The 24,665-nt window shown below is 72.3% G+C and carries 18 protein-coding genes, 1 pseudogene and 1 riboswitch; of the genes and pseudogenes, 4 read left to right on the forward strand and 15 right to left on the reverse strand.

What is annotated here, in order from left to right; translation table 11 throughout:
- Nucleotides 1-14: 14 nt before the first annotated feature.
- From ACGFYV_RS04655 to ACGFYV_RS04680, 6 genes are all read right to left on the reverse strand, one after another.
- The gene (locus ACGFYV_RS04655; RefSeq protein WP_393876882.1) at nucleotides 15-2,147 is read right to left on the reverse strand and encodes a hypothetical protein; all 2,133 of its coding nucleotides are present in this window, start codon (nucleotides 2,145-2,147) and stop codon (nucleotides 15-17) included.
- 466 nt (nucleotides 2,148-2,613) lie between these two features.
- Complete coding sequence (locus tag ACGFYV_RS04660; protein WP_393876883.1) at nucleotides 2,614-3,762, reverse strand: hypothetical protein; 1,149 nt, start codon at nucleotides 3,760-3,762, stop codon at nucleotides 2,614-2,616.
- Between the two features lie 58 nt (nucleotides 3,763-3,820).
- Complete coding sequence (locus tag ACGFYV_RS04665) at nucleotides 3,821-4,498, reverse strand: RES family NAD+ phosphorylase (protein WP_393876884.1); 678 nt, start codon at nucleotides 4,496-4,498, stop codon at nucleotides 3,821-3,823.
- Complete coding sequence (locus ACGFYV_RS04670; protein ID WP_393876885.1) at nucleotides 4,498-5,178, reverse strand: hypothetical protein; 681 nt, start codon at nucleotides 5,176-5,178, stop codon at nucleotides 4,498-4,500. The genes ACGFYV_RS04665 and ACGFYV_RS04670 overlap by 1 nt, the downstream gene beginning before the upstream one ends.
- Nucleotides 5,162-8,854 (reverse strand): CHAT domain-containing protein, encoded by a 3,693-nt coding sequence (locus ACGFYV_RS04675; protein ID WP_393876886.1) that lies wholly within the window; start codon nucleotides 8,852-8,854, stop codon nucleotides 5,162-5,164. Before ACGFYV_RS04675 ends, ACGFYV_RS04670 begins: the two co-directional genes overlap by 17 nt.
- Before the next feature lie 94 nt (nucleotides 8,855-8,948).
- Nucleotides 8,949-9,491, reverse strand: a complete 543-nt coding sequence (locus ACGFYV_RS04680; RefSeq protein ID WP_393876887.1) for a hypothetical protein — start codon at nucleotides 9,489-9,491, stop codon at nucleotides 8,949-8,951.
- Between the two features lie 186 nt (nucleotides 9,492-9,677).
- Here ACGFYV_RS04680 and ACGFYV_RS04685 point away from each other — a divergent pair.
- Nucleotides 9,678-9,779 (forward strand): annotated as a pseudogene (locus ACGFYV_RS04685) (IS630 family transposase); the annotation flags it as partial.
- A gap of 74 nt (nucleotides 9,780-9,853) precedes the next feature.
- Here the strand turns inward: ACGFYV_RS04685 and ACGFYV_RS04690 are convergent.
- Nucleotides 9,854-10,231, reverse strand: a complete 378-nt coding sequence (locus ACGFYV_RS04690; protein ID WP_180360588.1) for a nuclear transport factor 2 family protein — start codon at nucleotides 10,229-10,231, stop codon at nucleotides 9,854-9,856.
- Between the two features lie 457 nt (nucleotides 10,232-10,688).
- On the opposite strand from ACGFYV_RS04690, the gene ACGFYV_RS04695 reads away from it, so the two are divergent.
- Together ACGFYV_RS04695 and ACGFYV_RS04700 are read left to right on the forward strand one after the other, a co-directional pair.
- Nucleotides 10,689-10,841: a hypothetical protein gene (locus tag ACGFYV_RS04695; RefSeq protein ID WP_393876888.1), complete on the forward strand. Its 153-nt coding sequence runs from the start codon at nucleotides 10,689-10,691 to the stop codon at nucleotides 10,839-10,841.
- A 321-nt stretch (nucleotides 10,842-11,162) separates the two neighbouring features.
- Complete coding sequence (locus ACGFYV_RS04700) at nucleotides 11,163-12,860, forward strand: multicopper oxidase family protein (protein ID WP_393876889.1); 1,698 nt, start codon at nucleotides 11,163-11,165, stop codon at nucleotides 12,858-12,860.
- Between the two features lie 107 nt (nucleotides 12,861-12,967).
- Here ACGFYV_RS04700 and ACGFYV_RS04705 read toward each other — a convergent pair whose 3' ends face one another.
- The 4 genes from ACGFYV_RS04705 to ACGFYV_RS04720 all read right to left on the reverse strand — a co-directional run bounded on the left by ACGFYV_RS04705 (nucleotide 12,968) and on the right by ACGFYV_RS04720 (nucleotide 18,764).
- Nucleotides 12,968-13,618 carry a thymidine kinase gene (locus tag ACGFYV_RS04705; RefSeq protein WP_393876890.1) on the reverse strand — a complete coding sequence of 217 codons (651 nt, stop codon included), beginning with the start codon at nucleotides 13,616-13,618 and terminating at the stop codon, nucleotides 12,968-12,970.
- 71 nt (nucleotides 13,619-13,689) lie between these two features.
- Nucleotides 13,690-14,880 (reverse strand): alkaline phosphatase family protein, encoded by a 1,191-nt coding sequence (locus ACGFYV_RS04710; protein WP_393876891.1) that lies wholly within the window; start codon nucleotides 14,878-14,880, stop codon nucleotides 13,690-13,692.
- On the reverse strand, nucleotides 14,880-15,476 hold the full coding sequence (locus ACGFYV_RS04715; RefSeq protein ID WP_393876892.1) for a DUF5998 family protein: 597 nt from the start codon (nucleotides 15,474-15,476) through the stop codon (nucleotides 14,880-14,882). Before ACGFYV_RS04715 ends, ACGFYV_RS04710 begins: the two co-directional genes overlap by 1 nt.
- Before the next feature lie 261 nt (nucleotides 15,477-15,737).
- Nucleotides 15,738-18,764 (reverse strand): GNAT family N-acetyltransferase, encoded by a 3,027-nt coding sequence (locus ACGFYV_RS04720; protein WP_393876893.1) that lies wholly within the window; start codon nucleotides 18,762-18,764, stop codon nucleotides 15,738-15,740.
- 225 nt (nucleotides 18,765-18,989) lie between these two features.
- On the opposite strand from ACGFYV_RS04720, the gene ACGFYV_RS04725 reads away from it, so the two are divergent.
- Nucleotides 18,990-19,271, forward strand: coding sequence for an HPr family phosphocarrier protein (locus tag ACGFYV_RS04725; protein WP_393876894.1), 282 nt, complete (start codon nucleotides 18,990-18,992; stop codon nucleotides 19,269-19,271).
- Nucleotides 19,272-19,565: 294 nt separating this feature from the next.
- On the opposite strand, the gene ACGFYV_RS04730 is transcribed toward ACGFYV_RS04725, so the two are convergent.
- The 4 genes from ACGFYV_RS04730 to ACGFYV_RS04745 all read right to left on the reverse strand — a co-directional run bounded on the left by ACGFYV_RS04730 (nucleotide 19,566) and on the right by ACGFYV_RS04745 (nucleotide 24,463).
- The gene (locus ACGFYV_RS04730) at nucleotides 19,566-20,261 is read right to left on the reverse strand and encodes a GntR family transcriptional regulator (protein ID WP_393876895.1); all 696 of its coding nucleotides are present in this window, start codon (nucleotides 20,259-20,261) and stop codon (nucleotides 19,566-19,568) included.
- 219 nt (nucleotides 20,262-20,480) lie between these two features.
- Complete coding sequence (locus tag ACGFYV_RS04735) at nucleotides 20,481-21,236, reverse strand: M23 family metallopeptidase (protein ID WP_393876896.1); 756 nt, start codon at nucleotides 21,234-21,236, stop codon at nucleotides 20,481-20,483.
- Between the two features lie 12 nt (nucleotides 21,237-21,248).
- Nucleotides 21,249-21,413, reverse strand: a riboswitch (cyclic di-AMP (ydaO/yuaA leader).
- A 231-nt stretch (nucleotides 21,414-21,644) separates the two neighbouring features.
- Nucleotides 21,645-23,045: a M16 family metallopeptidase gene (locus ACGFYV_RS04740; RefSeq protein WP_393876897.1), complete on the reverse strand. Its 1,401-nt coding sequence runs from the start codon at nucleotides 23,043-23,045 to the stop codon at nucleotides 21,645-21,647.
- A complete protein-coding gene (locus ACGFYV_RS04745) occupies nucleotides 23,042-24,463 on the reverse strand; it encodes a M16 family metallopeptidase (RefSeq protein WP_393876898.1) in 1,422 nt (473 codons plus the stop codon). Before ACGFYV_RS04745 ends, ACGFYV_RS04740 begins: the two co-directional genes overlap by 4 nt.
- Nucleotides 24,464-24,665: the final 202 nt, after the last annotated feature.

Consider the following 24,665-nt stretch of genomic DNA (forward strand, 5'->3'; position numbering starts at 1 on the left):
AACGCGGGACGGTGTCACACGAGCGGGACGGCGAAGGCGAGACGGCAGTCCGGGCCGTCCACCCGCCAGGGCGGGGCGAGGCTGCGGACCACGGCTGCCGCCGAGTCGGCGTCCGGGCGGAAGACGCCGTCGCCGCCGAGGTCCTGCCAGACCTCGTCGGCGTAACGCCGGGCGTCCCGGGCCGCAAGATCCGCAGGTGGCGGGCCGGCCGGGGGATCCACCCGGGTCATCACCCGGAAGCCGTCGGAGCGCAGCCGCCCGCGCGCCGTCCGCCAGTCCACGCCGTGCGGACAGGCCGGGACGACGCCGTGCTGGCGGGCCGGCGCGGGCGGACGGCGGGCGACGACCAGGACCACCCTGTGCACGTCGGAGGCGCCGCGGCCGTCGAAGGCACCCCGGGCCTCAAAAGCGCCCCGGCCGTCGAAGGCGCCCTTGGCCGCGAAGGCGGCGCCCTGGCCCCCGGCGGCGGGCCGGCCCCCGGCGGCGGGCCGCCCCTCAGAGGCATACCGGCCCTCGGCGGCGCGGCGGCTCTCGGAGGCGAGCCGGGCCACTTCCCGCAGCGCGTCCTCCAGGGACGACACGGCGTCCTGCCGCCGCCGGGCGTGCGACCAGCCGTCCAGGACGGCCGCCAGCTCGGCGGGCGGCCGTGGGGAGACGGGGGGCTGGAGCAGGATGCCCTCCTCGGCCCAGGCGCTCTCGTAGACGGTGTGGTCGTAGTGGCCGACGGCTCCGGCCCGGATCGCGGTGCCCGCGCGATCCCGCCGGGCCAGCAGGCCGACGACGTCCCGCACGAAGGTGAGGCGCTCCTCGGTCTCGCTCCGGTCGGCGCCGCTCAGCTCGACGGTGAAGAACAGTTCCAGCCGTGGCGGCGGCGCGATCCGCCGCGGCAGGGAGGAGAGCAGACCGGGCACGTCGACGGCGGCCGGGTCCGTGTGCCCTCCGGACGCGCGGGCAGCGGGAGCGACGAGGTCCACCTCTCCCGGTCCGCGCAGCGCGAAGGTCAGCCGGGCCTGTTCCAGCGCCCCGAGTTCGACCCGGTGGACGCTCACGGCCGGGGCACCGGCCCCGTCGAGGCCGGGTACGCCGGCCAGCACCGGAAGGTACAGGGCGTCGCGGTCGCTCACTCCGCCGTGCACGGTGACCTCGGCGGTCTCCGTCTCGCCGGAACGGAGCCGGAGTCCCGCGGGGAAGAGCACGTGGCTGTGGGGACGCACGGCGCCGGTGTCACGGTCGTACCTGGCCAGCAGCAGCGTGTGGTCGGCCAGGAGCGGCAGGGTACGCACGAGACGCCGTACCGCGTCGGCTGTCGTACGACGGCGCGGCGCGCCGTCCGCCGATTCCGTACTGTCCGCCGACTCCGTGCCGTCCGCCGACTCCGTGCCGTCCGCCGGCTCCGTGCCGTCCGCCGGCTCCGTGCCGTCCGCGCGCAGTTCCACCCGAGGAGCGCAGGCGTCCCGCGCGGCGACGGCCGCACGCTCCAGCAACTCCCAGCCGGGCGGGGGCCGCAGCAGGACGACCGGGGGATCGGGGACCGCCGGCAGGCAGGCCCTGAGCCACTTCAGCACGGCGGCGTCGAATTCCCGGCGGTCCACCGGCGGCAGGGTGCCTATTCCTCCCGCGAGCTGAAAACGGCACACGTCGTCATCGGAATCAAACGACGGTACGGCGAAGCGCCATGTCATGCTTCCCGCGTCGTTCCGCAGCGGGATTCCGGCCTCCCCGACGGTCACCCTGATCATGTGGAGCCCGTCGGCCGTGAATTCCACGAACGACAATTCCTTGAAGTGGCCCCGGTGAAGGCCATCGAGGAGACCACCGCTCCCGGACCGGATCCGGGAGCCGGACGCACCGGACGCACCGGCCACGCGTGGCCCTTCCTCGTCCGCCCTCGGCGGACCTCCCCTGGTCACCTCCGCGACCCGCGCGGCACCGTCCGGGTGCCGGGCCGACAGCGCCGCCGCCCGGACGTCCCAGGCGTGTTCGGCCGCCAGGAGCGCGACCCCGGCGGCCTCCAGGTCCCGGGCAGTCAACTCCCCCAGTACCGGGTCGTCCTGGAGCCGCCATCCGCACACCGCGCAGACGTCGCCCGGCTGATCCGGGGTCGCGCACACCGGGCACGCGTGCTGCGGATCACAGGCCCCCGTCATCTGTCCACTCCCCCGACTCCCCGTCTCGGTCCGAGCCACCGCCCCGCCCCGGCGGCCGTAGACGGCCACCTCACGCAACTCCCGTTCCAGGAACGCATCATGATGGCACGACGGCATGATCAATTCCGGGGTTCCACAGATCATCGACAATCCGCTGACAAGCCCATCCGGATTCACCTACCGGAACCCCATACTCCGACTCCCGTCGCCAATTCACCGTGCGGGGAAACCAAGGAAACCGGGGAAACCAAGGAAACCGGGGAAGCCAAGTAAGCCAGGTAAGCGGAATACACATACCGGTCTTTCGGCCGTTCAGCTCCGCGACCGGCCAGGCGTCGCACTCCATGGCCCCACCGTCCATCCCTCCGCTCCGCATCCCCGTAGCCCCCGGTTTCTTCTCCTACGGAGCGGAGGGACGTACCTCCATTCCAGCGCGTCGCCGGGGCGGGCATCGGTCGCGGGCCGGTCATATTCCGGCGGGGATGCGCTCGACGAGCGCCGCGGCCTCGGGGGCGCGCACCACGAAGTGGACGTCCCACGGCGCTCGACGCGCCAACTCCGCCTCGACGGCGGCCCATACGGCGGCCAGGCTGACCCGGTACGGCAACCCGCCGCGCCCCGAGCCGAGCAGAGGGAAGCACACGGAGCGCAGCGGCGGCGTGTGGCGGTCGCTCTCCTCGGCCAGCAGCGCGAGGGCCCGGGACACCGACCGGGTGACGTCGGCCGGCAGCACGTCGTAGTCATTGGTTCCGGCCCGGGGAACGGCGATCGCGGCGTGGTAGATCCGCCGCACCCCTTGTGCGGCCAGGGCCCCCGAGCCGGTGGCGGCCACGGTGCCGGGCAGCACCGCGCGTCCCGCGGTCCCGTGCCGGGCGGCCCACTTGCGCAGTTCGTCGTGGAGCGGGTCGTCCAGCACGTCACCGGTCACGCCGCGCACGGAGGCCGCCCTGCGCAGCGACGCGGCGACCGAGGACTTGTACGGCTCCGGCAGCGCGAGATGGACGTTGACCGGGGAGACGACCACGTCCACGTCCCGCAGCAGGTCCACGGGGTGCACATGGAGGGTGAGCCGTACCTGCCGGTCGCCGGCGAGGACCTGAACGGACCGGTGCGCGCCGGCGCTCCACTCGTCCTCGCCGGTACGGGGCGTCCCGCTCTCCCGCGGCACCAGCCGCACGATGTGTTCGGCGACCTGCCCGAGGACCATCACCTCGTGGTCCTTGCGGAAACGCTCGACGCTCACCCCGTACACCGAGGCCGCCCTGGTGCGACGCGAGGACGCCGGCCAGTCCCGGGTGCCCTGCGCCAGCCCCAGGGTGTACTCGGCGGCGGTGCGCAGCGTGCCCGCGTCCAGGCGCGACACGGCGAGCCTCAGCAGCGCCTCGACGGCTGCACCCGGACTTCCGGACGCGGACGCAAACGCAAACGCAGGCGCAGAGGCGGAGGCAGGCGCAGAGGCGGACGCAGAGTCGGAGGCGGAGGCGGACCCGGTGACCGCTTCCGCGGCGGACTCCAGAGCCGGCAGCGCACGCCCCCGCAGCCGGACCAGCCCGGCGCGTCTGACTTCCTTGAGTTCGGCCAGAAGTGACGCGTGATCAGGAAGAGACGATGCCATGCGTTCACCATCGCTCACGCATCACGCACGGACAAGCGGGACCACCGGCCCCGGGACGTCACTGCCTCCTCGGCCGCGAGATCTCCGACCGCAACGGTTCGAGGAGCTGGTTCGCCCTGTCGATGCCGGCGTCCGAGTCCAGTTCCGGAATCCCCTTCTCCGCCAGCACCTCCAGCGGCCCGCCGTCGCCGTGGTCGAACCGGTCGCCGAAGAGCACCAGGGCGTGCTGGGGCCGGTTGTGCCGGGACTGCCAGATCAGGCCCATGACGTCGGGTGCCTGCGCGCGGATCTCGCTCGCCCAGCGCCTCGCCTGTACGTAGTTCCTCTCGTCCTCCAAGAGCGTGGAATCCTGGCAGACGGCGGCCAGATCGGGTGCTTCGATCAGGGAGACCAGGACCAGTTCGCACCTGGTGCGCAGCACGCTCAGCGACCGGCGCCAGACCGTGGCGTAGGGGATGAGCCGCTTGCCGGCCGACGGTTCGAAGGGCCGGGAGCGCAGCACGCTTTCGGCGAGGGCCGTGGTCGGGGTGTCGGCCAGGTACAGGCAGTGGTACGGATCGAGCAGCGTGCCGTCGAAGCGGTTGCCGTTCCTGAACTCGAAGGGGTCCGCGAGGTTCGGGTTGAACTCGTGCGGCCTGTACTTGGTGTTGTGCACCCGCCACAACTCCGTGCCGGCCGCGATCACATGGCGGACGGGGCGCAGTTCCAGCCCGGTCATGGGGAAGAGGCCGGTCATCAGTCCCCCTCCACCAGCGCGGTGGCCGCGCCGACCAGCCGCTGGTCGGGCAGTTGGCCGAGGAACGACACAGGTGTCCCGCCCAGCCAGGTGTTCCCGCTGAGCCACCAGGCCGCGGCGCCCCGGGGGTCGATGTCCGCGAGGAGAAGACGGTTGACCTCAAGGACGACCTCGTACGGGTCGCCGCCTCCTGCGGTGAACTGGAACTCCGGGTAGCGGTCGCGGCCTTGGGGATCCGGCAGCCTGATCAGCTCGGGAGGCGGTGCCGCGCCGCCGCACCGGGCGCGCGCCTCCTCCGCCGAGAGGGCCTGCGCCAGGAGCAGTCGGTCCTGCGCGGTGGTGGCCTCGGGGCCGGGTGACGGCGGCGGGCTCGACAGCAGCGCCAGCAGTTCCCGCGCCCCGGCCACGGCAGTTGGGCCTGGCGGCGCGGCGACCAGCCGGACGGAGTCCAGCGCGACGCGCACCGGATGGTCGAGCGGCAGCGGCAACAGGGCCAGGCGGACGCCCTGGAGCGCCCTGCGGATCGCCTTGTCGTCCGTGGACGCCACTTCGGTGAGGGCTGCCAGCCTGGCGAGCAGCAGGGCGTGCTGTTCGTCGTCGAGCGCCTCGCGGATGGTGGCCCGGTGCTCCCCGATCAGGGCGAGCAGCCGGCCGGCCGAACTCTCACGACCGTCGTTCATCCGTTCCCCCTTCCTTTCCTGGTTTCTCCCTTGGCCTTCCTGGTTTCTCCCTTGGCTTCGTTCCGCCCGGGCCCGGATGCCCCTGGTGGATGAACGCGGCCCAGAGCGGGATCCGGGCGAGATCCGGTCGCCGCATCTGCCGCAGCAGCTCACCGCCGAGTGAGCCCGGGTTCTCGCGGTTCGGGTCGAGCATCCACAGCTGCGCGGCCCTGAGCGCGTCGACGGGGCTGAGCCCGTCGACGGTCAGGTAGTGGTGGAACACCGCCATCAGCAGCGCCGAAGCGCTGTCGGCGGTCGTCCAGCGTGATCCGACGACGTCCCGCGCTCCGCCCGAGACGAACGCCGTGGTGAGGGTCAGTGCCTCGTCGTGGTCGCGGGTGCTCAGATCGGTCTGGCAGGCACTCAGCACGACCAACGGCCCGTCCTCTGCCGCCTGTTGCGGGGTCGTCCGGTCGAGCAGTCGGGTCACCGTCAGCAGGCCCGCATCCGGTTCCGGTTCCGGTTCCGGTTCCGGTTCCGGTCCGCCCTCTTCGGCGGGCGTGTCCCCGGTGGACTCGGGCGCGGCGAGATGCAGGGCCGAGACCGTCGGACGCGTCCCCGCCGATCCGTGCGAGGCCACATGGAGCAGCGAGGCCCCGTCGGCGAGGAACGCGAGGACGTCGTCGGGGGTGCCGGGGACCAGCTCCTCCTGGGGCACCTCGAAGATCCCCCCGCACATCCGGGCCTGCCCGTAGAAGGCGTCCCTCAGGGCCATGACCTCGACCTCGGCATGCGTCAGGTCCAGGGTCGGGTCGGCCAGCAGGACCGGGGCGGCGGCGGGATCGCGCGGTGCGCGGGCCGCCGTACGCAGGAACTGGCCGCCGGACGCCGCGTAGCTGATCACGTCGGTCTCGCAGACGTACCTGTGAGGTGCGCCGTCCGGGTAGCGCGCGGCGTGCCAGGGGACGATGCCGAGCCGGCCGCACGGCACCAGGACGAGCCTGAGCGGCCGGCCGTCGGCCGCGAGCCCTTTGTCCAGATCCGCGAGCACGGGGCCCAGCACCTGGAAGGCCCAGTCGCAGAGCGCCTCAAGGGCCTCCTCCCAGGCCTGTTCGGCGGACGTGCCGCTTCGTCCGCCGTCGCGTGACACGCCGTCATGTGACATGCCGTCGCGTGCCGCGGCGTCACGTTCCGCGGTGGCGTCGAGGTAGCGCTCCAGCGGGCCGCTCTCGGCGCCGGACAACTGCGGCCGCACCCAGAGCCCGACACCGAGCACCGGGCTCACCACGATCGCGATGCCGGCGTCCCCGTCCTCGCAGGGGACCAGGTAGACGAGCGCGTCGGCGCCGCTGTGCGCGACCCCGTCCGCGAGTTCGCTCAGCGTGGGCGTGCCGGGCAGGCCGCCCTCCCGCCGGTAGCCGAGGGCTTCGAGGGCCTGGCGGCGCAGCGTGCCCGGCAGTTCGTCGGGTACGCCGTCGTCGTCGGCCGCCCCGGGGACCTGGGCCGCGCCGACCGCCCGCCACGCCTCGGCGAGATCGTGGTGCCCGCCCGTGTCGAGGAGTTCGGGTACGGCGGACGAGGCGGACGCCGCGTGCAGCACCAGGGCCCGGCCCAGTTCCAGAGCGGCCACGGCCTCGTGCAGCCGTCCCTGCGAGCCCGCCCACAGAGCGGCCTGCACACCCCTGCTCGACCCTGAACGGGCGGTCAGCAGTCCGTGCTCCGCACCGGACTGGAGGAGGACGTCGGCGGCGAGCGTCGTCAGCGCCTCCTTGGCGGCTTCCAGGGCCCTGATGTCCTTGACGTCCTGGTTGAGGACCCCGCGTTCGCGGTACGCCATGGCCAGTTGCCACAGCGACTCGGCGGCGATCCGCGGCGCCCTCCCCTCCCGCACGCGGTCACGGATCCGCTCCAGTTCGCCGATCAGCCGGTCCAGGAGGGCCGGGTCATGGGTGAGGGAGTAGTGCACGGCCACAGAGAGAGCGGAGTTGTGGAGGTCCGTCGTGGAGGCGTTCGGGGGCAAGGGGACGACGTCGTGCAACAGCGTCGTGTCGCCGGTGAGTGCGGCGCGCAGCAGATCGAGGTCCGGCACGTGCGGCAGGGTCATCTCGTCGGCGAACGGGAGGCCGCTCTCCTTGACACCGGACACCCCCTGCTCCAGGTACGGCAGGGCGCGCAGGAGCAGTTCGTTGTCCCCGGTGACGGTGGCGAGCCTGCCGTAGGCCGCACCCAGCGTCGCGAGGACCACGAACCGGAACTGATGGCCCTCGGGGACGGTCTTCTCCAACGCTTCCGCCTCGTCCACCAGGTCCCGGAGCGCCTGGACGTCCTCCGACTCCCCCGCGTCGAGGACTTTGGAGTACAGCGCCATCGCCCGCCCCAGGGCGGCCGGATCCGCCACGCCCGGAGGCAGCGCCCCTTCGAGGTTCTCGAAGTAGCTGACGATCTTCTCCAGGTTGGCGCGGCCGGCCGCCCGGTCCTGGATCGCGCCGCCGGCGGCGGGACTGATGTTGAGCAGGAGTGCCCTCAGGGCCTCCATTCCCGAGGTCGGGTCCGGCCCGGGGGGCGGATCCTTCTGTACGGAACTCAGCTGATGAAGAAGTTTGTTGAACGCCTGGGGATCGCCGCTCTCCAGCACGTCGGCGAGGCCGTGCGAGGTGGCGTTCACGGCGTCGAGGCCGGCGGCGAGGCGACGGATGTCGTCGGGGGTGAGCCTGGGCACCGGCTCCGGTTCCGGCTCCGGCTCCGGCTCCGGCTCCGGCTCCGGCTCCGGCTCCGGGGGCGAGGGTGGAGGCGAGGACGGAGGCGCAGGCGAGGGCGGCCCGGGATCAGGAGCTGGCTCGGCATCCGGACTCCTGCGAGGTCCCGAGACATCAGGTCCCGAGGCATCAGGTCCTGAGGCGTCAGGTCCTGAGGCGTCAGGTCCTGAGGCGTCAGGTCCTGAGGCGTCAGGTCCTGAGGCGTCAGGTCCCGAGGCGTCAGGTCCCGACGTCTCCGCCGGCCCGCCCGCACGGCCACCGGCCATACCGAAGACCTGCTCCATCATCCGCCGCAGCTGGTCCGTGCCGGGATCCCCGGCGGGCATCATGCTGGTCAGCAGGTCGATGTACTCCGCCCCCGGAGGAGTCGAGAAGATCCCCGCGATCCGCCGCAGCTCCGCCAGGAAATCCGGCGGCAACGGCAGCTCCAGCACCTCCTCGGTCAGCTCTTCCAGCTCCGTCGTGAAGGCCGTCATCCCGGCGGGTCCCGCCCGTGTGGCCCAGTCGACGAGGGCGGAGAGGTCGGGTACGTCCCCGTAACCGCCCTGCTGCGACCGTACCGGCGTGATGATCGCCACCAGGAACAGTGCCGCCCATCGCCGCTCCTCCTCGCCCGCCACCGCTCCCAGTGCCGTCCCGCGGTCCCGCGCCTGCCGCAGCAGCCGCTCCGCGCGCTCCCGGTCCCCGATCTCACCGCCCCCGGCGGAGTGCCGCATGGCCAGCGCGCCGCCCAGCCATACGCTCACCGCGCTGCGCAGAGCGGGGTCGTGGTCCAGCAGCCCTGCCAGCTGCCCGAGTTCGTCGATCGACGCGTCGTACGCCCGGGGCGGCACCCCTCTCGCGCCCGCGGCGGGGGTCAGCCGCCTGACCCGCTCCGCGGCGTCCGCCGCCCAGACCCGCAGCCCCTGAACGCCGCCGCTCTCCTCGTCGCTCACCGGCATCCTGCATCTCCCCCGAGACTCGACCGCCCTTGGCAACAGAGCCACTATGCCGATCCGCCGTACGTACGGCGACGAGATCCGCCGCTTCTCCTCCTCAACGCCCGAAATCCGCCCGGGACGCGCCCAGATCGGCCCGCATCGCGCCACGCATCTCCCGCAGCCCGCCCCACAGCGCGTGGATGCTCCGCTGCACGGCGGCAGCCGAGTCCCCCGCTCGCGGCACACCGTCGTCCAGGCGCCGGACCATGCCGTACACCGCGCCCAGGTCACGGCTGAGGCCGCCCGCGAGTTCGAGCACGCGCTCCGGCACCCTCATCTGCGCCTCCGCGTAGGCGTCCCGGTGCTGGTCACGCGCCTCCGTCAGCCGCTGCCGCACGGACCGCAGGTCCCCCTCGTGACCCAGCGCGTGCACGTGGTCGGTGAGCGCGGCCAGATACTGCCGGGCCGACGTGTTGAGCGCCACGTAGCACGACCGCAGTTCCTGGGCCTCGCCGCGCCGCGCCCGCACCTGTTCGGCCCGCTCCTGCTCGCGCTGCCGGCTACGGTCCGCCGCGCGCTGGGTCAACAACGCGGACAGCAGCGTCCCGACGACTCCCACGACCGCGACCAGGAGGCCGCTCGCGCCACCGACGTCCACGCGGCCTCCCTCCGTGTCCCGGCACATGGCCAGGGAAGCAGCGGACCTCTCCCCGTGTGAACCCCCACCCGAGGATCGCCCCAAGTTCGGCCCGCCACCGACCATCCGGGCAGGGCCGACGGACGGCGCCTGGTGCTGTGACCGTGAAGGTTCGCCGGGTTGGTGGTCGTGACGGAAGGAGTCCGCCGCACCCACGGCGTCACCTACTTCCACGGCTGCTACTCCGTGGGCAAGGACCGCCTGTGGGGCGTCAACCGCCGCCGCAAGGGCACCGCCAACACCGCGGCCTGACCAACCGCGAACAGCGGCCCCCGAACGCCGACGGGGCAAGTTCAGGAGAAGGACAGCGACAGAAGGACGACTCAGGAGGCGAACGGCTCGATCTCCCCCGCAAAGACGATGACCTGGTCGATGAGGCTCCGTCGCAGATGGACGACATCCGTTCCCGCCAGCCGGGGGCCTCCATCCGGCGTGGTGAAGACCCACTGGTACCGGGCCCATTCGTCAGGCATGTCCACCGCTGAGCAGCGCACCATCGTGCCGGTCCCCGCCGGGTGGCGTCGGATGTCCAGCACGAACCGCTCGACCGCCGCGATTCCTTCGCTGCGGCCCAACGGCCCCCAGAAGACCACGTCTGAGGTCAGGGCCTGGGAGAGCAGGGCAGTCACATAGCTGTCGTCCGAGGCGTTGAACGCGGAGATGAACGTGTCGATCGCGGAGCGTGCGGTCTCTTCCTGCATGCCCCAGTAATACCAGCCGTTTCGCGTGCGCTCGTCCCGCGAGCCGCCTTCCGATCACGGTTGACCATCCCGGTCACAGCACCAGGCCGTGTCTTCAAATGATCTTCGGTGGTGGATCACGGCAGGGTGATACGTCGCCATGAACTGTCCGATGCCGAGTGGGAGTTCGTCCGGCCGTTGCTGCCCGTGTCGTTGCGCCCGTGACGGTGAAGGCGAGCGGGCGGCCCACGCCGTCGCAGGCCAGGTGTCGACCGACACCAGCCAGTCGATGTCGCCGGCGGCGTCCGCCCGGGACCGGGCGGCGCGGAGCATCCGTTCGAACGTGCCGTCCGCCGCCCACCGGCGAAAACGGGTGTGCAGCGTGGCCCACGGCCCGGCAACACCAACGACTGCACCTAGTTCACCGCCGTGATGGAAGCAAATCCGGGTGCCCCGCACCGGCCCGGGACGGCCGCGGGTGAGGCCCTCGCACGTCCTGGGTGACAAGGGCTACAGCTCCAGGGCGATCCGCACCTGGCCGCAGTGGCGCGGCATCGCCACCCGGTACGACAAGACCACCGAGTCCTACCAAGCAGCCTTCATCCTCGCAGCCCTGCTGCTGTGGGCGTGACATCTGACGACAGAACCCAGGCGCACGAACCCGGCCGGGCAGGGCGTCGAATTCACCGCCGCTCAACCGGGAACTCGCAGGTCGTCCGGGTGATTTCGGCAGATCCGACCGGCGCGCCCCAGCACGCTCCGAACCCGGCCTGTATCTCTTGGACGTCACCCAGGCTGCAGAAGGCGAGAGACGATGGTCGGGCGAAGGCAGTTCCTCAGGGCCGGTACCGTCGGAAGCGCGGCCATGTTGCTTCCGCACGGTCTTCAGGGAGTTCGGGCGTACGCGTCGCCCGGTCACGGGACGGGAAACGCTGACCACGCTGACCCGGAGGTGACGAAGACTCCGCCGCTGGAAAAGTACGTCGATCCGCTCCCCCGGCTGATGACGGCCGTCCCGGACCGGTCCGTCTACCGGGGCGCCGAGTACTACGAACTCACGATGCTGCAGCGTCCGTGGCAGTTCCACCGGGATCTCGGGGCAGGCGCCGTGTGGGGTTACTGGGCCAAGAACCCGTCCGATCCCGGCAATCCGATCGGCATGGGCTATCTCGGGCCGACCGTCGTCGCGACCAAGGACTGCCCGACGGTCGTCAAGTACCGCACCGAGCTGCCGACCACCCACCTGTTCCAGGACAGGGTCGACACCCTGCACAAGGAGAGCCCCGACCATCTGCCGAAGGGGCTCAGCGTATGGAACGTCGTGCATCATCATGGCGGCTTCACCCCGCCGCAGTCCGACGGTCTTCCGCTGCAGTGGTTCTCCTCGCAGGGCGTTCACGGCGAGGGCTACGCCACCCTGGATCCGGAGCGGACCGCGCCCAACGAAGCGATCTACGGCTACACCAACCACGAGCAGACGAGTTGCATGCTCTGGTACCACGATCACGCCATCGGCATCACCAGCCTCAACGTCTACGCGGGGCTGGCCGGCGCCTACCTCATCCGTGACCCCGCCGACAAAAGGCTCGGCCTGCCGGAAGGCGAGTTCGAGGTTCCCCTCATCCTGGCCGACCGGACGTTCCACTCGGACGGCTCGCTCGCCTACACCCTCGCCCAGGTGGACGGCGCGGACACCCCCGTCGTCAACGGGAAGGCCTACCCGTTCCTGGCCGTCCAGCCGCGGCGCTACCGGCTGCGCATCCTCAACGCGTCGAACTCGCGCATCTGGCGGCTCCGGTTCAACGCGGGCACGAAGACACTGCCGTTCTGGCTGATCGGGACGGACGACGGCTTCCGTTCCCCGCTGCGGTTGGAGAACATCCTGATCGGTTCGGCCGAACGGATCGATCTGATCGTCGACTTCAGCCGGGTCCCCCCGGGTACGAACGTCACGCTGGAGAACTTCGACGCGCCCGTCCACTTCGCCGACGGCAACGGCCCGAAGATCCCGGAAATCATGCAGTTCCAGGTGACCGAAAGGCTGTCGGGCGCGAGCTGGACGACACCGCCCGAGGCACTCTCCCTGCCGCCGGTCGTCCCGATCCGGCCGACGCCGCAGACGCCCCGTCGGCAATTCGTCATCTACCAGCCGTCAGTCAACGAGACCCTCACCTTCAACGCGCTGCCCTTCATGGCTCCGAGCGACGACTTCGTCAAGGTGGGCTCGACCGAGATCTGGGAGTACATCAACCCCCAGCGCGACGCCCACCCGGTCCATGTCCACCTCGTCAACTTCCAGGTGCTGGACAGGCAGCCGTTCGACGCGACCGCCTTCCAGACGGACTACGAGAAGTGGGTCGCCCAGGGCCTTCCCCCGGTGGGCAAGCCGGTGCTGGCCGACTACTTCACCGGCCCGCCGACTCCGCCGGACCCGGACGAGGCGCTGTCCTACAAGGACACGGTCAGGGTCTACTCGGGGATGGTGACCAGGATCATCCAGTCCTTCGACGTCCCGGGCACGATCGCGTCGATCCCGGGCAGCGGCACCGAGTTGCCGGCGACGTACATCCACCACTGCCACATCCTCGAACACGAATGTGACGACCTGATGCGGCCGTGGACCATCGTCCAGGAACCGGAGGCCGGTTGATCCCGGGTTCCGGCGCCCGACGGCGGTGAAGGGGGCATCCGGGGGGTCATCGGGCCTGGGCCTCGTGCTCAGGCCTCGTGCTCAGGCCTCGTGCCCGGGTTCTCGCGTCAGCCCAGCGTGACCGGCAGGACGTCGGGCGACAGCGCCGCCGCACGTGCCGTCGCGCTCGTCACCCTCCTGCGATGGTGACGGCGGCACAGCACCTCGTACCCGACGGTCTCCGCAGCCCCGCGCACGTCCCCCACCACGACCTGCTCGCCCTCGACGACCATCTCGCCACCCACCGTGCGCGCGTTGTGGGTGGCGCGGGCGCCGCACCAGCACATCGCCTCGACCTGCAGCGTCTCGACTCGGTCGGCCAGTTCGATCAGCCGCTGGGAGCCGGGGAAGAGCTTGGTGCGGAAGTCGGTGGTGATGCCGAAGGCGAACACGTCGAGGTCCAGGTCGTCCACGATCCGGGCCAGCTGGTCGATCTGGTCCGGCAGCAGGAACTGGGCCTCGTCCACGATGACGTAGTCGACCTTGCCGCCCCGCGACACGCACTCGACCACGAACGCGTAGAGGTCCATGGCCGGGGTCGCCTCCACCGCCTCGGTGACCAGGCCAAGACGCGAGGACAGCTTGCCCTCGCCGGCCCGGTCGTCCCGCGTGAAGATCACGCTCTGCAGACCCCGGGCCGACCGGTTGTGGACGATCTGGAGCGCCAGAGTCGACTTTCCGCAGTCCATCGTTCCGGAGAAGAAGGCCAGCTCGGGCATGAGGGGTTGAGCACCTTTCGGTGAGGAGGGGCGGGCGGGGCGACGCGGGGGCGCGGGCGGGGCGGGGTGGTTCAGGTGCGTACTTCGAGCAGCGGGACCAGCTGCTCGGCCGGGGTCATCGAACCGTGGTTGCCGACCAGCGCCGACTCCTTGGGCTCCCGCTCGGACGCGATGATCAGCACGTCGTCGTGCGCGGCGGCGACCACGTCCCCGAGGCGCGGATACACCCGCTCGTCGACGTGCGGGCCGAACCAGCCCGCGGCGATCGCCTCGTCCCGCGAGGCCACCCAGAACTGTTCGCCGAGCACCTCGCGCCAGACGGTCAGGACGTCGTTGGCGGCGCCCGGCACCGCGTACACGTGCCGGGCCCGGCCCTCGCCGCCCAGCAGGGCGACCCCGGCGCGCAGCTCCCAGTCCGTGTCGAAGTCGATGCGGTGCTCGTCGCCGAACGGGACGTCGACCATGCCGTGGTCGGCGGTGACGTAGAGCGCGCTGCGCGGGGGCAGCTGCTCGGCGAGGCGCTGGACGAGCCGGTCGACGTACATGAGCTGTCCGCGCCAGGTGTCGGAGGCGACGCCGTAGCGGTGCCCGGCGCCGTCCAGCTCGGCGTAGTACGTGTAGACCAGCGAGCGGTCGCCGGCGGCCAGGTGCTCGGCCGCGAGGTCCATGCGGTCCTCGCCGCTCAGTCGTCCGACGAACCTGCCGCCGCTGAGCGCGACCTTGGTGAGCGGGGTGTTCTCGAACGCGGGTGACGAGACCTGGGCGGCGTGCACGCCCGCCTCGTGGGCCAGCTGGAAGACCGTGGGGTACGGCTGCCACAGGCGCGGCGAGGTCCACGGCTGCCAGCGGAGCTGGTTCATCAGCTCGCCGGTCTCCGGGTTGCGGGCCGTGTAGCCGGGCAGGCCGTGGGCGCCCGGGGGCAGGCCGGTGCCGACGGAGGCCAGGGAGGTCGCGGTGGTCGCCGGGTAGCCGGCGGTGAGCGGGCGGCCGGTGCCGCCGCGTGAGCTGCCGAGCAGCGAGGTCAGGAAGGGGGCCTCGTCCGGGTGCGCGAGGATCTGCTCCCAGCCGAGTCCGTCGACGAGGAAGACGCAGACCCGGTCGGCCGGGGTCAGTTCCCCGATCGTGGCGGTCATGCCGGGGACGCCGAGACCGGCGGCCAGGGTCGGCAGGAGGTCGGCGAGGGAGCCGGTGCCGTACTCGGGCAGCGGCGCGGTGTCCAGGGCGAGCGGTTCCGGGTGGTCCCAGGCGGAGAGCTGGGACATCAGCGCGTGGGGTCCGCGGTCGCCTCGGAGATGGACTGCGCGAAGGCGAGCGCCTGGCGCACCGTCTCCGGGCCGTCCCCGGCCTCGCTGACCCGCAGGCTCAGGTCGTCCGCGGTGGAGCTGCCCGTGTAGCCGTGGTCGGCCTCGCAGTTGGGGTCGCCGCAGGCGGCGGGCTCCAGGTCGATGCGGTTGACGGCGCCCCAGCCGATGGTCAGCACGACCTCGCGCGGCAGCGTGCCCGGCGTGTACTGCTCCGGGTTCGCGACCATCCGGCTGACCACCACGGACGAGATCCGGTCGAGCTTCACGGACTCCGTGGACGTCGTGGCGTACGGCGTCGGGGAGGTGCTGTCGGCGGCCTGCTCGTCGGTGTGGCTGACGATGAAGCGGTTGCCGGTGAGGACGAGCACGGTGACGTGCCGGCGCACCTCGTTCTGGTCGAACGTCGTCTCCTGATGGACCAGGTACGACCGGATGGGCTCGCCGCCCACAGCGGCCTCCACCGCCTCGGCCACGAGGGCCGGGTAATAGCCGCTGCGCTCGATCGCCGCGCGCAGCCCCTGGGTCGTCGTACCTGTCTTGGCCATGGCGTCCATCCTAATCCGTGGACAAGGGCGGTCCGGGCCAGTCACGGACACTCGGACGGGCCGCTGTATCCGGGCGCGGCTGCCGTGGGACGAGCCCCGGCACGATCGCCGGCCACTCGGCGGCGATCAGACAGGACACGGGCTCCGGACCACCGGCATCCGCTTCGAACGCCACCACCGAGGGCGGTGTCCCGCCCGGTGTCCGGGCGACGCGCGCCGTCTCCTCGGATGTCGGCGCCCGGCGATCTCCACACGGCCCCCCTCTCCCGATCAGTAGGCCGGCATCGTGCGTGGGCCGAGGTCGTCGCGGGCCGGGGGCGGGGCGAGTCGTACGGTGGCGCCGAGGACGCTCACGCCGTGCTGGGCGACGACGGCCGGCTCCAGGGTGACCGCGACGACCTCGGGGTGGTCGTCCACGAGCCGGGAGACGCGCAGCATCAGCTCCTCCAGCGCGGGCGTGTCCACGGGCGTGGAGCCGCGCCAGCCGAACAGCAGCGGCGCCGTCCTGATCGCTCTGACCAGCGAGGTCGCCTCCCGGTCGGTGACCGGGATCAGCCGGTGGGCCATGTCCCCGAGCAGCTGCGAGGCGGCCCCGGCCAGGCCGAAGGACAGCACGGCCCCGGCCGCCGGGTCGATCACCGCCCGTACGACGGTGTCGACGCCCCGGGGCGCCATGGCCTGCACGACCGGCCGCAGCTCCTGCGGCGCCCCGATCAGCTCGGTCAACTCGGCGTAGGACCGGCGCAGTTGCTCCTCGTCCGCGAGGTCCAGCCGGACGCCGCCCAGGTCGGCGCGGTGCCGCAGGTGGGGGGCCGTGGCCTTGAGGGCGACCGGGTAGCCGAGGGTGCGGGCGGCCTCGACGGCGGCGTCCGGGGTGGGCGCGGGAAGCGCCCGGCGCACCTGGATGCCGTACTTCCCGAGCAGCTCGCAGGTCTCCGCCTCCCCGATGGTGAGTCCCTCGCCCCGTTCGAGGAACCCCTCGATCAGCTCGGCGGTGCCCTTCTCGTCGATGTCCTCGTACTCCGGAACCTTCCCCGGGTCAGCCGCCTCCCGCCGCCACTGCCCGTACTTCACCGCCTCGGCGAGGGCCCGCACGGCCCGCTCGGCGGCGGGGTAGGCGGGGATGAGGCGGGGGGTGTGCGTTGCGGGGGACCAGGTTTCGGGGGCCTGGGTTTCGGGGGCCTGGGTTTCGGGGGCCTGGGTTTCGGGGGCCTGGGTTTCGGGGGCCTGGGTTTCGGGGGCGCGGGTTTCGGGGGCCCGGGTGGCCGGGAGGGTGGCAGCATCGGTTGCCGGTGGGGCCCCTCGTTCGAACGGGGCCGGCTGCACGGAGCCCTGGGCACGGTCCCCGGCGCCGGGTGCAACGGGTGCGCCGGGTGTGCCGAGTGCACCGGGGGTGCCGGAACCGGAAACGGAAACGGCCGATGGTGCCGTGCTCGTCGCGGCCGACAGCGCCTCGGCGAGCCCGCCCAGCTCCACGTGCACCACCAGCACCGGCTTGCCCGGCACCAGAGCCGCCGCGGAGCTGAGCGCTTCCGCCAGCTCCATGTCCCCCGGCGACCCCTCGCCGATCGCCGGGATCGCGGTGACGACCACCGCGTCACTCGTCCCGTCCGCCAGCGCCCTCGCCAGCGCCCGGTGGAAGTCGTCCGCCGTCGCCCCGGTCGTCAGGTCCAGCGGGGGCGCCGGCCGCAGTCCCTCCGCGAGGCAGCGGTCGTACGTCAGGATCCCGAGCGACTCGGAGTTGCCGAGGATGGCCACGCGCGGCCCGGCGGGCAGCGGCTGCCGGGCGAGCAGCAGCCCCGCGTCGACCAGTTCCGTGATCGTGTCGACCCGGATCACCCCGGCCTGGCGCAGCAGCGCGGACACGGTCGCGTGCGGCAGCCGCGTCGCCCGTACGGCGTGCCCCTGCGGCGCCGCCCCCGCTCCCTGCACCACGACGAGCGGCTTGGCGGCGGCGGTCCGCCGGGCGAGGCGGGTGAACTTGCGGGGGTTGCCGATGGACTCCAGGTACATGAGGACGACGTCGGTCTCGGGGTCGTCGTACCAGTACTGGATGACGTCGTTGCCGGAGACGTCGGCGCGGTTCCCGGAGGAGACGAAGGTGGAGACGCCGGTGACCCCGGTGACCCCTCCCCCGCGGCGGTGCAGCCGGGACAGCAGGGCGATGCCGATGGCGCCGGACTGGGCGAAGAGCCCGATGCGGCCGGGACGGGGCATCTCCGGGGCGAGCGAGGCGTTGAGCCGGACGTCCGGGGCGGTGTTGATGACGCCGAAGGCGTTGGGGCCGATGAGCCGCATGCCGTACGCGCGCGCGTGCCGGACCAGCGCCCGCTGCCGCTCGCGCCCCTCGGGCCCGCTCTCGGCGTACCCGGCGGACAGGACGACGAGGCCCTGTACGCCGTGCTCCCCGCACTCGGTGACCACGGCCGGCACGTGCTCGGCCGGCACGGCCACCACGGCGAGGTCCACGGGTCCCTCGATGTCCCGCACCGAGCGGTACGCCGGCACGCCGTCGACGTCCTTGAGGTCGGCGGGGAACGCCTTGTTCACGGCGTGCAGCGGCCCGGTGTAGCCGGCGTCCCTGATGTTGCCGAGGACGCTGCGGCCGACACCGCCGGGCGAGCGGCCCACGCCGACGACGGCGACGGAGCCGGGGGCCAGCAGCCGCCGTACCGAGTGGGACTCGGCGCGCTGCTCCCGCGCGCGCTGCACGGCGAGGGAGCGGTCGGTGGGTTCGAGGTCGAACTCCAGGCGGACGACGCCGTCCTCGAAGCTGCGCTTCTGGGTGTATCCGGCGTCCGTGAACACCTTGATCATCTTGGTGTTGGCGGGCAGCACCTCGGCCGTGAACCGGCGGATGCCGCGCTCGCGGGCGACGGCGGCGATGTGCTCCAGGAGGGTCGAGGCGACGCCGCGCCCCTGGTGGGCGTCCTGCACGAGGAAGGCGACCTCGGCCTCGTCGGCGGGTGCGGACGCGGGCATTCCGCCGGCGCCGACCCGGTCGTAGCGCACGGTGGCGATGAACTCGCCGCCGATGGTGGCCGCGAGCCCCACCCTGTCCACGAAGTCGTGGTGCGTGAAGCGGTGGACGTCCTTGGCGGACAGTCGCGGGTACGGCGCGAAGAAGCGGTAGTACTTCGACTCGTCCGAGACCTGCTCGTAGAAGCTGACCAGGCGGTCGGCGTCGTCGACGGTGATGGGCCGGATGCGCGCGGTGCCCCCGTCGCGCAGCACCACGTCCGCCTCCCAGTGGGCGGGGTACTCGTGCCGGTCCTGCCGGTCCGCCGGGGTCTGCATGGGCCCCAGAGTACGGCTCGCCAATGACAATGGCGCGAGGCAGTCTGTGGGGAACGGAAGCCGGATCGGGGCCGCGGTCCGGCGACACGTCCGGACCCCGGACGGAGGTCCGCTCGGGCACGTCCGGGCCGGACGCAGGTCCGCTCGGGCACGTCCGGGCCGGGCACGCTCCACGATATGGGAAACTGGTCTAGACAACCCTGGGAAACTGAAGGGCAGCATCACATGGCTGAGCGCCGCGTCAACGTCGGCTGGGCCGAGGGTCTCCACGCCCGCCCCGCCTCCATCTTCGTCCGAGCCGCGACGGCCGCCGGCGTCCCGGTGACGATCGCCAGGGCTGACGGCAACCCCGTCAACGCGGCCTCCATGCTGGCCGTCCTGAGCCTGGGCGCCCAGGGTGGCGAGGAGATCGTCCTCGCCTCCGAGGCCGAGGGCGCGGACGTCGCCCTCGACCGCCTGGCCAAGCTCGTCGCCGAGGGCCTTGAGGAACTGCCCGAGACCGTCTGAGCACCCGGCACCGGGCCCCCGGCCCCGGGCCCCCGGCCCCGGAAGACGGCCCCCGGAAGACGGAAGCCGCGTCACCCTTTGCGGGTGGCGCGGCTTTTGCGCGTCACGGAGGATTCACGAGCGGATTCACCGGCGCGTTCATGGGCAGGCCCACGGATGCGTCCACGGCCGCGTTCACGAACGGGTGCACGAGCGGGCGCGCGGAAAACCCGGAGGGAAATCGCGGGCGCACGGGAATTCGGGTACCCGGAATGCACCCCGTGGAATTACCCCTCTTTGTATACGGTGCCCGTGTTAATGCCGTGGGCGCGATGTGTTTACGGCATGTTGCGAAGTCCTCACGCGCGACTGGCGGTCCGTGCCGCCGGAGAAGCGCAACCGGTGCGCAAGGGCCGCGCGCTCGGTGTGCAGGGCCGTGACCGCCCGCGCGCGCTCGCCGTCGCCGCGCGCCACCGCGTCCACGATCGCGCCGTGCTCCGCCCAGGACTCCACCGGGCTCGACGGCACGTCCACCGTGTACATCCAGGCGATCTTGTGCCGCAGCTGGGTGAGCGTCGAGGTCAGCGACTGGCTGCCACAGGCCTGGGCGAGCGTCTCGTGGAACCAGCCGCCGAGCGAGCGCAGATCCTCGCTGCGCCCCCGCTCGGCCCGCTCCTGCCCCAGTCTGACCAGGCCGCGCAGCACCTTCAGATGGGCATCGGTGCGCCGCTGCGCGGCCCGTGCGGCGCCGAGCGGCTCCAGCAGCAGGCGCATCTCCAGCAGGTCGGCGGCCTCCTGCTCGGTCGGCTCGGCCACGCACGCGCCGGCGTGCCGCCGGGTCACCACGAAGCCCTCGGCCTCCAGGGTGCGCAGGGCCTCGCGCACGGGGACGCGCGAGACGCCGTAGCGGCGGGCGAGGACTTCCTCGGTGAGACGGCTGCCGCGCTCGTGGACACCCACGACGATGTCGTCCCGGATCGCCGTGCACACCGACTGTGCCGGAATACGCATGACCGACCTCCGTCTTCATCCCCGTGAAACGTCGACGATGGACGTCCGCTCAGTGACTGTATTCCAATCGGCGGGAATTTCCGACGGCGGGCAGGAATCCGTGGATATTTTTTGGCCAGTCGACCGGGTAAGAGGCGTGGAAAACGACGAAAGCCCCGACTCGGATGAGCCGGGGCTTTCACGGTGCGCTGCGTTTCGGACGGCCGCCGCGCGGGACCGTCAGACGGACACGCCGTGCTTGCGGAGGTAGGCGACCGGGTCGACGTCCGAGCCGTACTCGGGGGTCGTCCGGGCCTCGAAGTGCAGGTGCGGTCCGGTGACGTTGCCGGTCGCGCCGGACAGGCCGATCCGCTGGCCCGGCACGACCCGCTGGCCCACGCCGACGCCGATGGACGACAGGTGGCCGTACTGGGTGTACATGCCGTCGGCCATCCGGATCACGATCTGGTTGCCGTACGCCCCGCCCCAGCCGGTGGAGACGACCGTGCCGGAGCCGACCGCGTGGACCGTCGTCCCGCTCGCCGCGTGGAAGTCGATGCCGGTGTGGGAGCCGGAGGACCACAGGGAGCTGCTCGCCATGTAGCCGGTGGAGACGTACGAGTGCGCGATCGGGGGGACGAACGCGTTCAGGCGCTTGCGCTCCGCCTCGCGGGCGGCGCGGGCCTTGGCCTCCCGTGCCTGCTTCGCGCGCTCGGCGGCGGCCTTGGCGGCGGCCTCCTCGGCGGCCTTCCGCTCGGCGGCGGCCTTCTGCGCGGCGGCCTGCGCGTCGATCTCCTCGGCGAGCCTGGCGCTGACGGTGATGACGGGGGTGAGACCGGTCCGCTCGACGGAGTTCTCCGCGGCGAGTGCGGGCGAGGCCATGAGGGTGCCGACGACACCGGTGGTGGTGAGGGCAGCGATACCGACCGCCGAAGCGGTGGTGCGCATGACCCGGCCGGGCTTGCGGTGCTTCCCGGAGGCGCACATGAACGCCATGAGCTGGCTGGTCCTTTCCTTCCCTCTCGCCTACCGGGTTAGCTGACGGGTTCGGAGCAGGAAGGTCTCCTACGGACTCCCTCGCCGTGGCGCGGGCGTCCGATTCACCCCAGGGACTGCGGTTGGGTCCCCGGCTCCCCTGGCTCGCGCCGTACGGGGACTCGGCGATGACTGTCCGGTGCCGCGGGCGCGGCGCACTGCATGACGAACAGCCCGGAAGACGCTAAAGGGGGCGACTGCCGATCCCCAAACGGATCCGGGCTTTTGTAGCGCATCCCACAGGGCAGACCGGCAACCTCCGTCCGAAACCGGACATCTCAGGGGTGTTGCCGCGGCACGGCCGGGAACGGCAAGGGCCCTGACGACCCGTCGGTCGCCAGGGCCCACGCGCATCGTCGTGCGCGGCCTCTACTCAGCGGCCACGACGGTGACTTCACCGATGCCGAGCGCCTCGACCGGCTCCTTGATCTGAGCCGCGTCACCGACGAGGACGGTCACCAGGCGGTCCACCGGGAAGGCGTTCACGACCGCCGCGGTGGCCTCCACGGTGCCGGTGGCGGCCAACTGCCGGTAAAGCTGCGCCTGGAAGTCGTCCGGCAGCTCCTGCTCGACCTGGTCGGCCAGCGTGCCCGCGACGGCCGCCGCGGTCTCGTACTTCAGCGGCGCCACCCCGACGAGGTTCTGCACGGCGACGTCCCGCTCGGCGTCGGTCAGGCCCTCCGCCGCGAGCGTGCGCAGCACCGTCCACAGGTCCTGGAGCGCGGGACCGGTGTTCGGGGTGTCCACCGAGCCGCTGATGGCGAGCATCGAGGCACCGGCGGCCCCTCCGGCGGAAGGCGCCGCGGAGCGCAGGACCTGCCCGAAGGCGCGTACGCCGTAGGTGTAGCCCTTCTCCTCGCGCAGGACCCGGTCCAGGCGGGAGGTGAGGGTGCCGCCGAGGCAGTAGGTGCCGAGCACCTGCGCCGGCCACACGCGGTCGTGCCGGTCGGGGCCGATCCGGCCGATGAGCAGCTGGGTCTGGACGGCGCCGGGCCGGTCCACGATGACGACCCGGCCGGTGTCGTCGGCGGACACGGGCGGCACGGGCCGCGGCGTGCCGGGGGTGCCGGTCCAGGCGCCCAGGGTGTCGGCGAGCAGCTCGTCCAGGTCGGTGCCGGTGAGGTCGCCGACGACGACCGCGGTGGCCGTCGCGGGGCGCACATGGCGGTCGTAGAAGGCGCGTACGGCCGCCGCGTCGATCTTCTCGACCGTGTCCTCGGTGCCCTGGCGCGGCCGGGACATGCGCGAGGTCGCCGGGAACAGCTCCCTGGAGAGTTCCTTGGCGGCCCGGCGGGAGGGGTTGGCCATCTCGTGCGGGATCTCGTCCAGGCGGTTGCGGACCAGCCGCTCGACCTCGCTCTCGGCGAAGGCGGGCGCGCGCAGGGCGTCGGCGAGCAGGCCGAGGCCCTTGGCGAGGCGGGAGGCGGGGACCTCCAGGCTGATCCGGACGCCGGGGTGGTCGGCGTGCGCGTCGAGCGTGGCGCCGGCGCGCTCCAGTTCGGCGGCGAACTCCTCGGCGGAGTGCTTGTCGGTGCCCTCGGAGAAGGCCCGCGCCATGATCGTGCCGACGCCGTCCAGGCCGGCCGGCTCGGCGTCCAGGGGCGCGTCCAGGAGCACCTCGACGGCGACGACCTGCTGGCCGGGGCGGTGGCAGCGCAGGACGGTCAGGCCGTTGTCCAGCGTGCCGCGTTCGGGGGCCGGGAACGCCCAGGGCTTGGCCTCGCCGGGCCGCGGCTGGGGGTGGAAGTCCATCGTGGCGAGCTCGGTCACCGGTCCGTCTCCTCGTTGTCGTTCTGGTCGGCGGGGGCGACGCCCGCTTCCACGGTGGCCTCCGACTCGGGGTCCTCGCCGCGCCCCGCCTCCTCGGTGTGCTCGGCGGACTCGGCGGACAGCGGCTCGTAGACGAGGACCGCGCGGTTGTCGGGGCGCAGGCGGGCCTTGGCGACCTCCTGGACCTCCTCCGGGGTCACGGCCAGGACGCGCTGGACGGCGGTGAGGGCGAGCTGCGGGTCGCCGAACAGGACGGCGAACCGGCACAGTTCGTCCGCGCGGCCGGCGACCGTGCCGAGCCGGTCCAGCCACTCGCGCTCCAACTGGGCCTGGGCGCGCTCCATCTCCTCGGGCGTGGGGCCCTCTTCGGCGAAGCGGGCCAGCTCCTCGTCGATGGCGGCCTCGATGACGGGCACCTCGACGTCACCGGAGGTCTTCACGTCCAGCCAGCCCAGCGAGGGCGCGCCGGCCAGGCGCAGCAGGCCGAAGCCGGCCGCCACGGCCGTACGGTCGCGGCGCACGAGCCGGTTGTACAGGCGCGAGGACTCGCCGCCGCCGAGGACGGTGAGGGCCAGGTCGGCCGCGTCCGCCGCGCGCGTGCCGTCCTGCGGGAGCCGGTAGGCGCACATCAGGGCGCGCGCCGGGACCTCCTCCACGACGACCTCGCGCAGCTGCTCGCCGATGGTCTCCGGCAGGGAGCCGTCGCGGGGCTCGGGCTTGCCGGAGTGGGCGGGGATGGAGCCGAAGTACTTCTCGACCCAGGCGAGCGTCTGCTGGGGGTCGATGTCGCCGACCACGGAGAGCACCGCGTTGTTCGGCGCGTAGTAGGTGCGGAAGAACTGGCGGGCGTCCTCCAGGGTGGCCGCGTCCAGGTCCGCCATGGAGCCGATCGGCGTGTGGTGGTACGGGTGGCCCTCGGGGTAGGCGAGGCCGGTCAGCTTCTCGAAGGCGGTGCCGTAGGGCACGTTGTCGTAGCGCTGGCGGCGCTCGTTCTTGACGACGTCCCGCTGGTTCTCCATGGACTCGTCGTCCAGGGCGGCCAGCAGGGAGCCCATGCGGTCGGCTTCCAGCCAGAGGGCCAGCTCCAACTGGTGGGCGGGCATGGTCTCGAAGTAGTTGGTGCGCTCGAAGCTGGTGGTGCCGTTGAGGGAGCCGCCGGCGCCCTGCACCAGCTCGAAGTGGCCGTTGCCCTTCACCTGTCCGGAGCCCTGGAACATCAGGTGCTCGAAAAGGTGAGCCAGGCCGGTACGTCCCTTGACCTCGTGGCGGGAACCCACGTCGTACCAGAGACAGACCGCCGCCACCGGGGTCAGGTGGTCCTCGGAGAGCACCACGCGCAGACCGTTGGCCAGCCGGTGCTCGGTCGCTGTCAGGCCCCCGGAGCCTGCCTCGGCTGTGGTCGTGTGACCCATGGGCATGTACGTCCCTTCGCGAGCTGAGGCGGTCGAATGAAACCGCGCTTTTCCTGCCGTTCCTGCCACTGTATGCACAGCGTGCGGGACCTCGGCGAAGTTCCCGCGGACGTACGCCCACAGCGGATCGCGTAGCCTGCGTCAGGCGTGCCGCCGGTCGGTTCCGGGGCACCGGGCGGACGGCCTCCGGCGCCGGCCGCGGGTACGG

The organism is Streptomyces sp. NPDC048297 (genome assembly GCF_043201585.1).
Classification (GTDB): Bacteria; Actinomycetota; Actinomycetes; order Streptomycetales; family Streptomycetaceae; genus Streptomyces.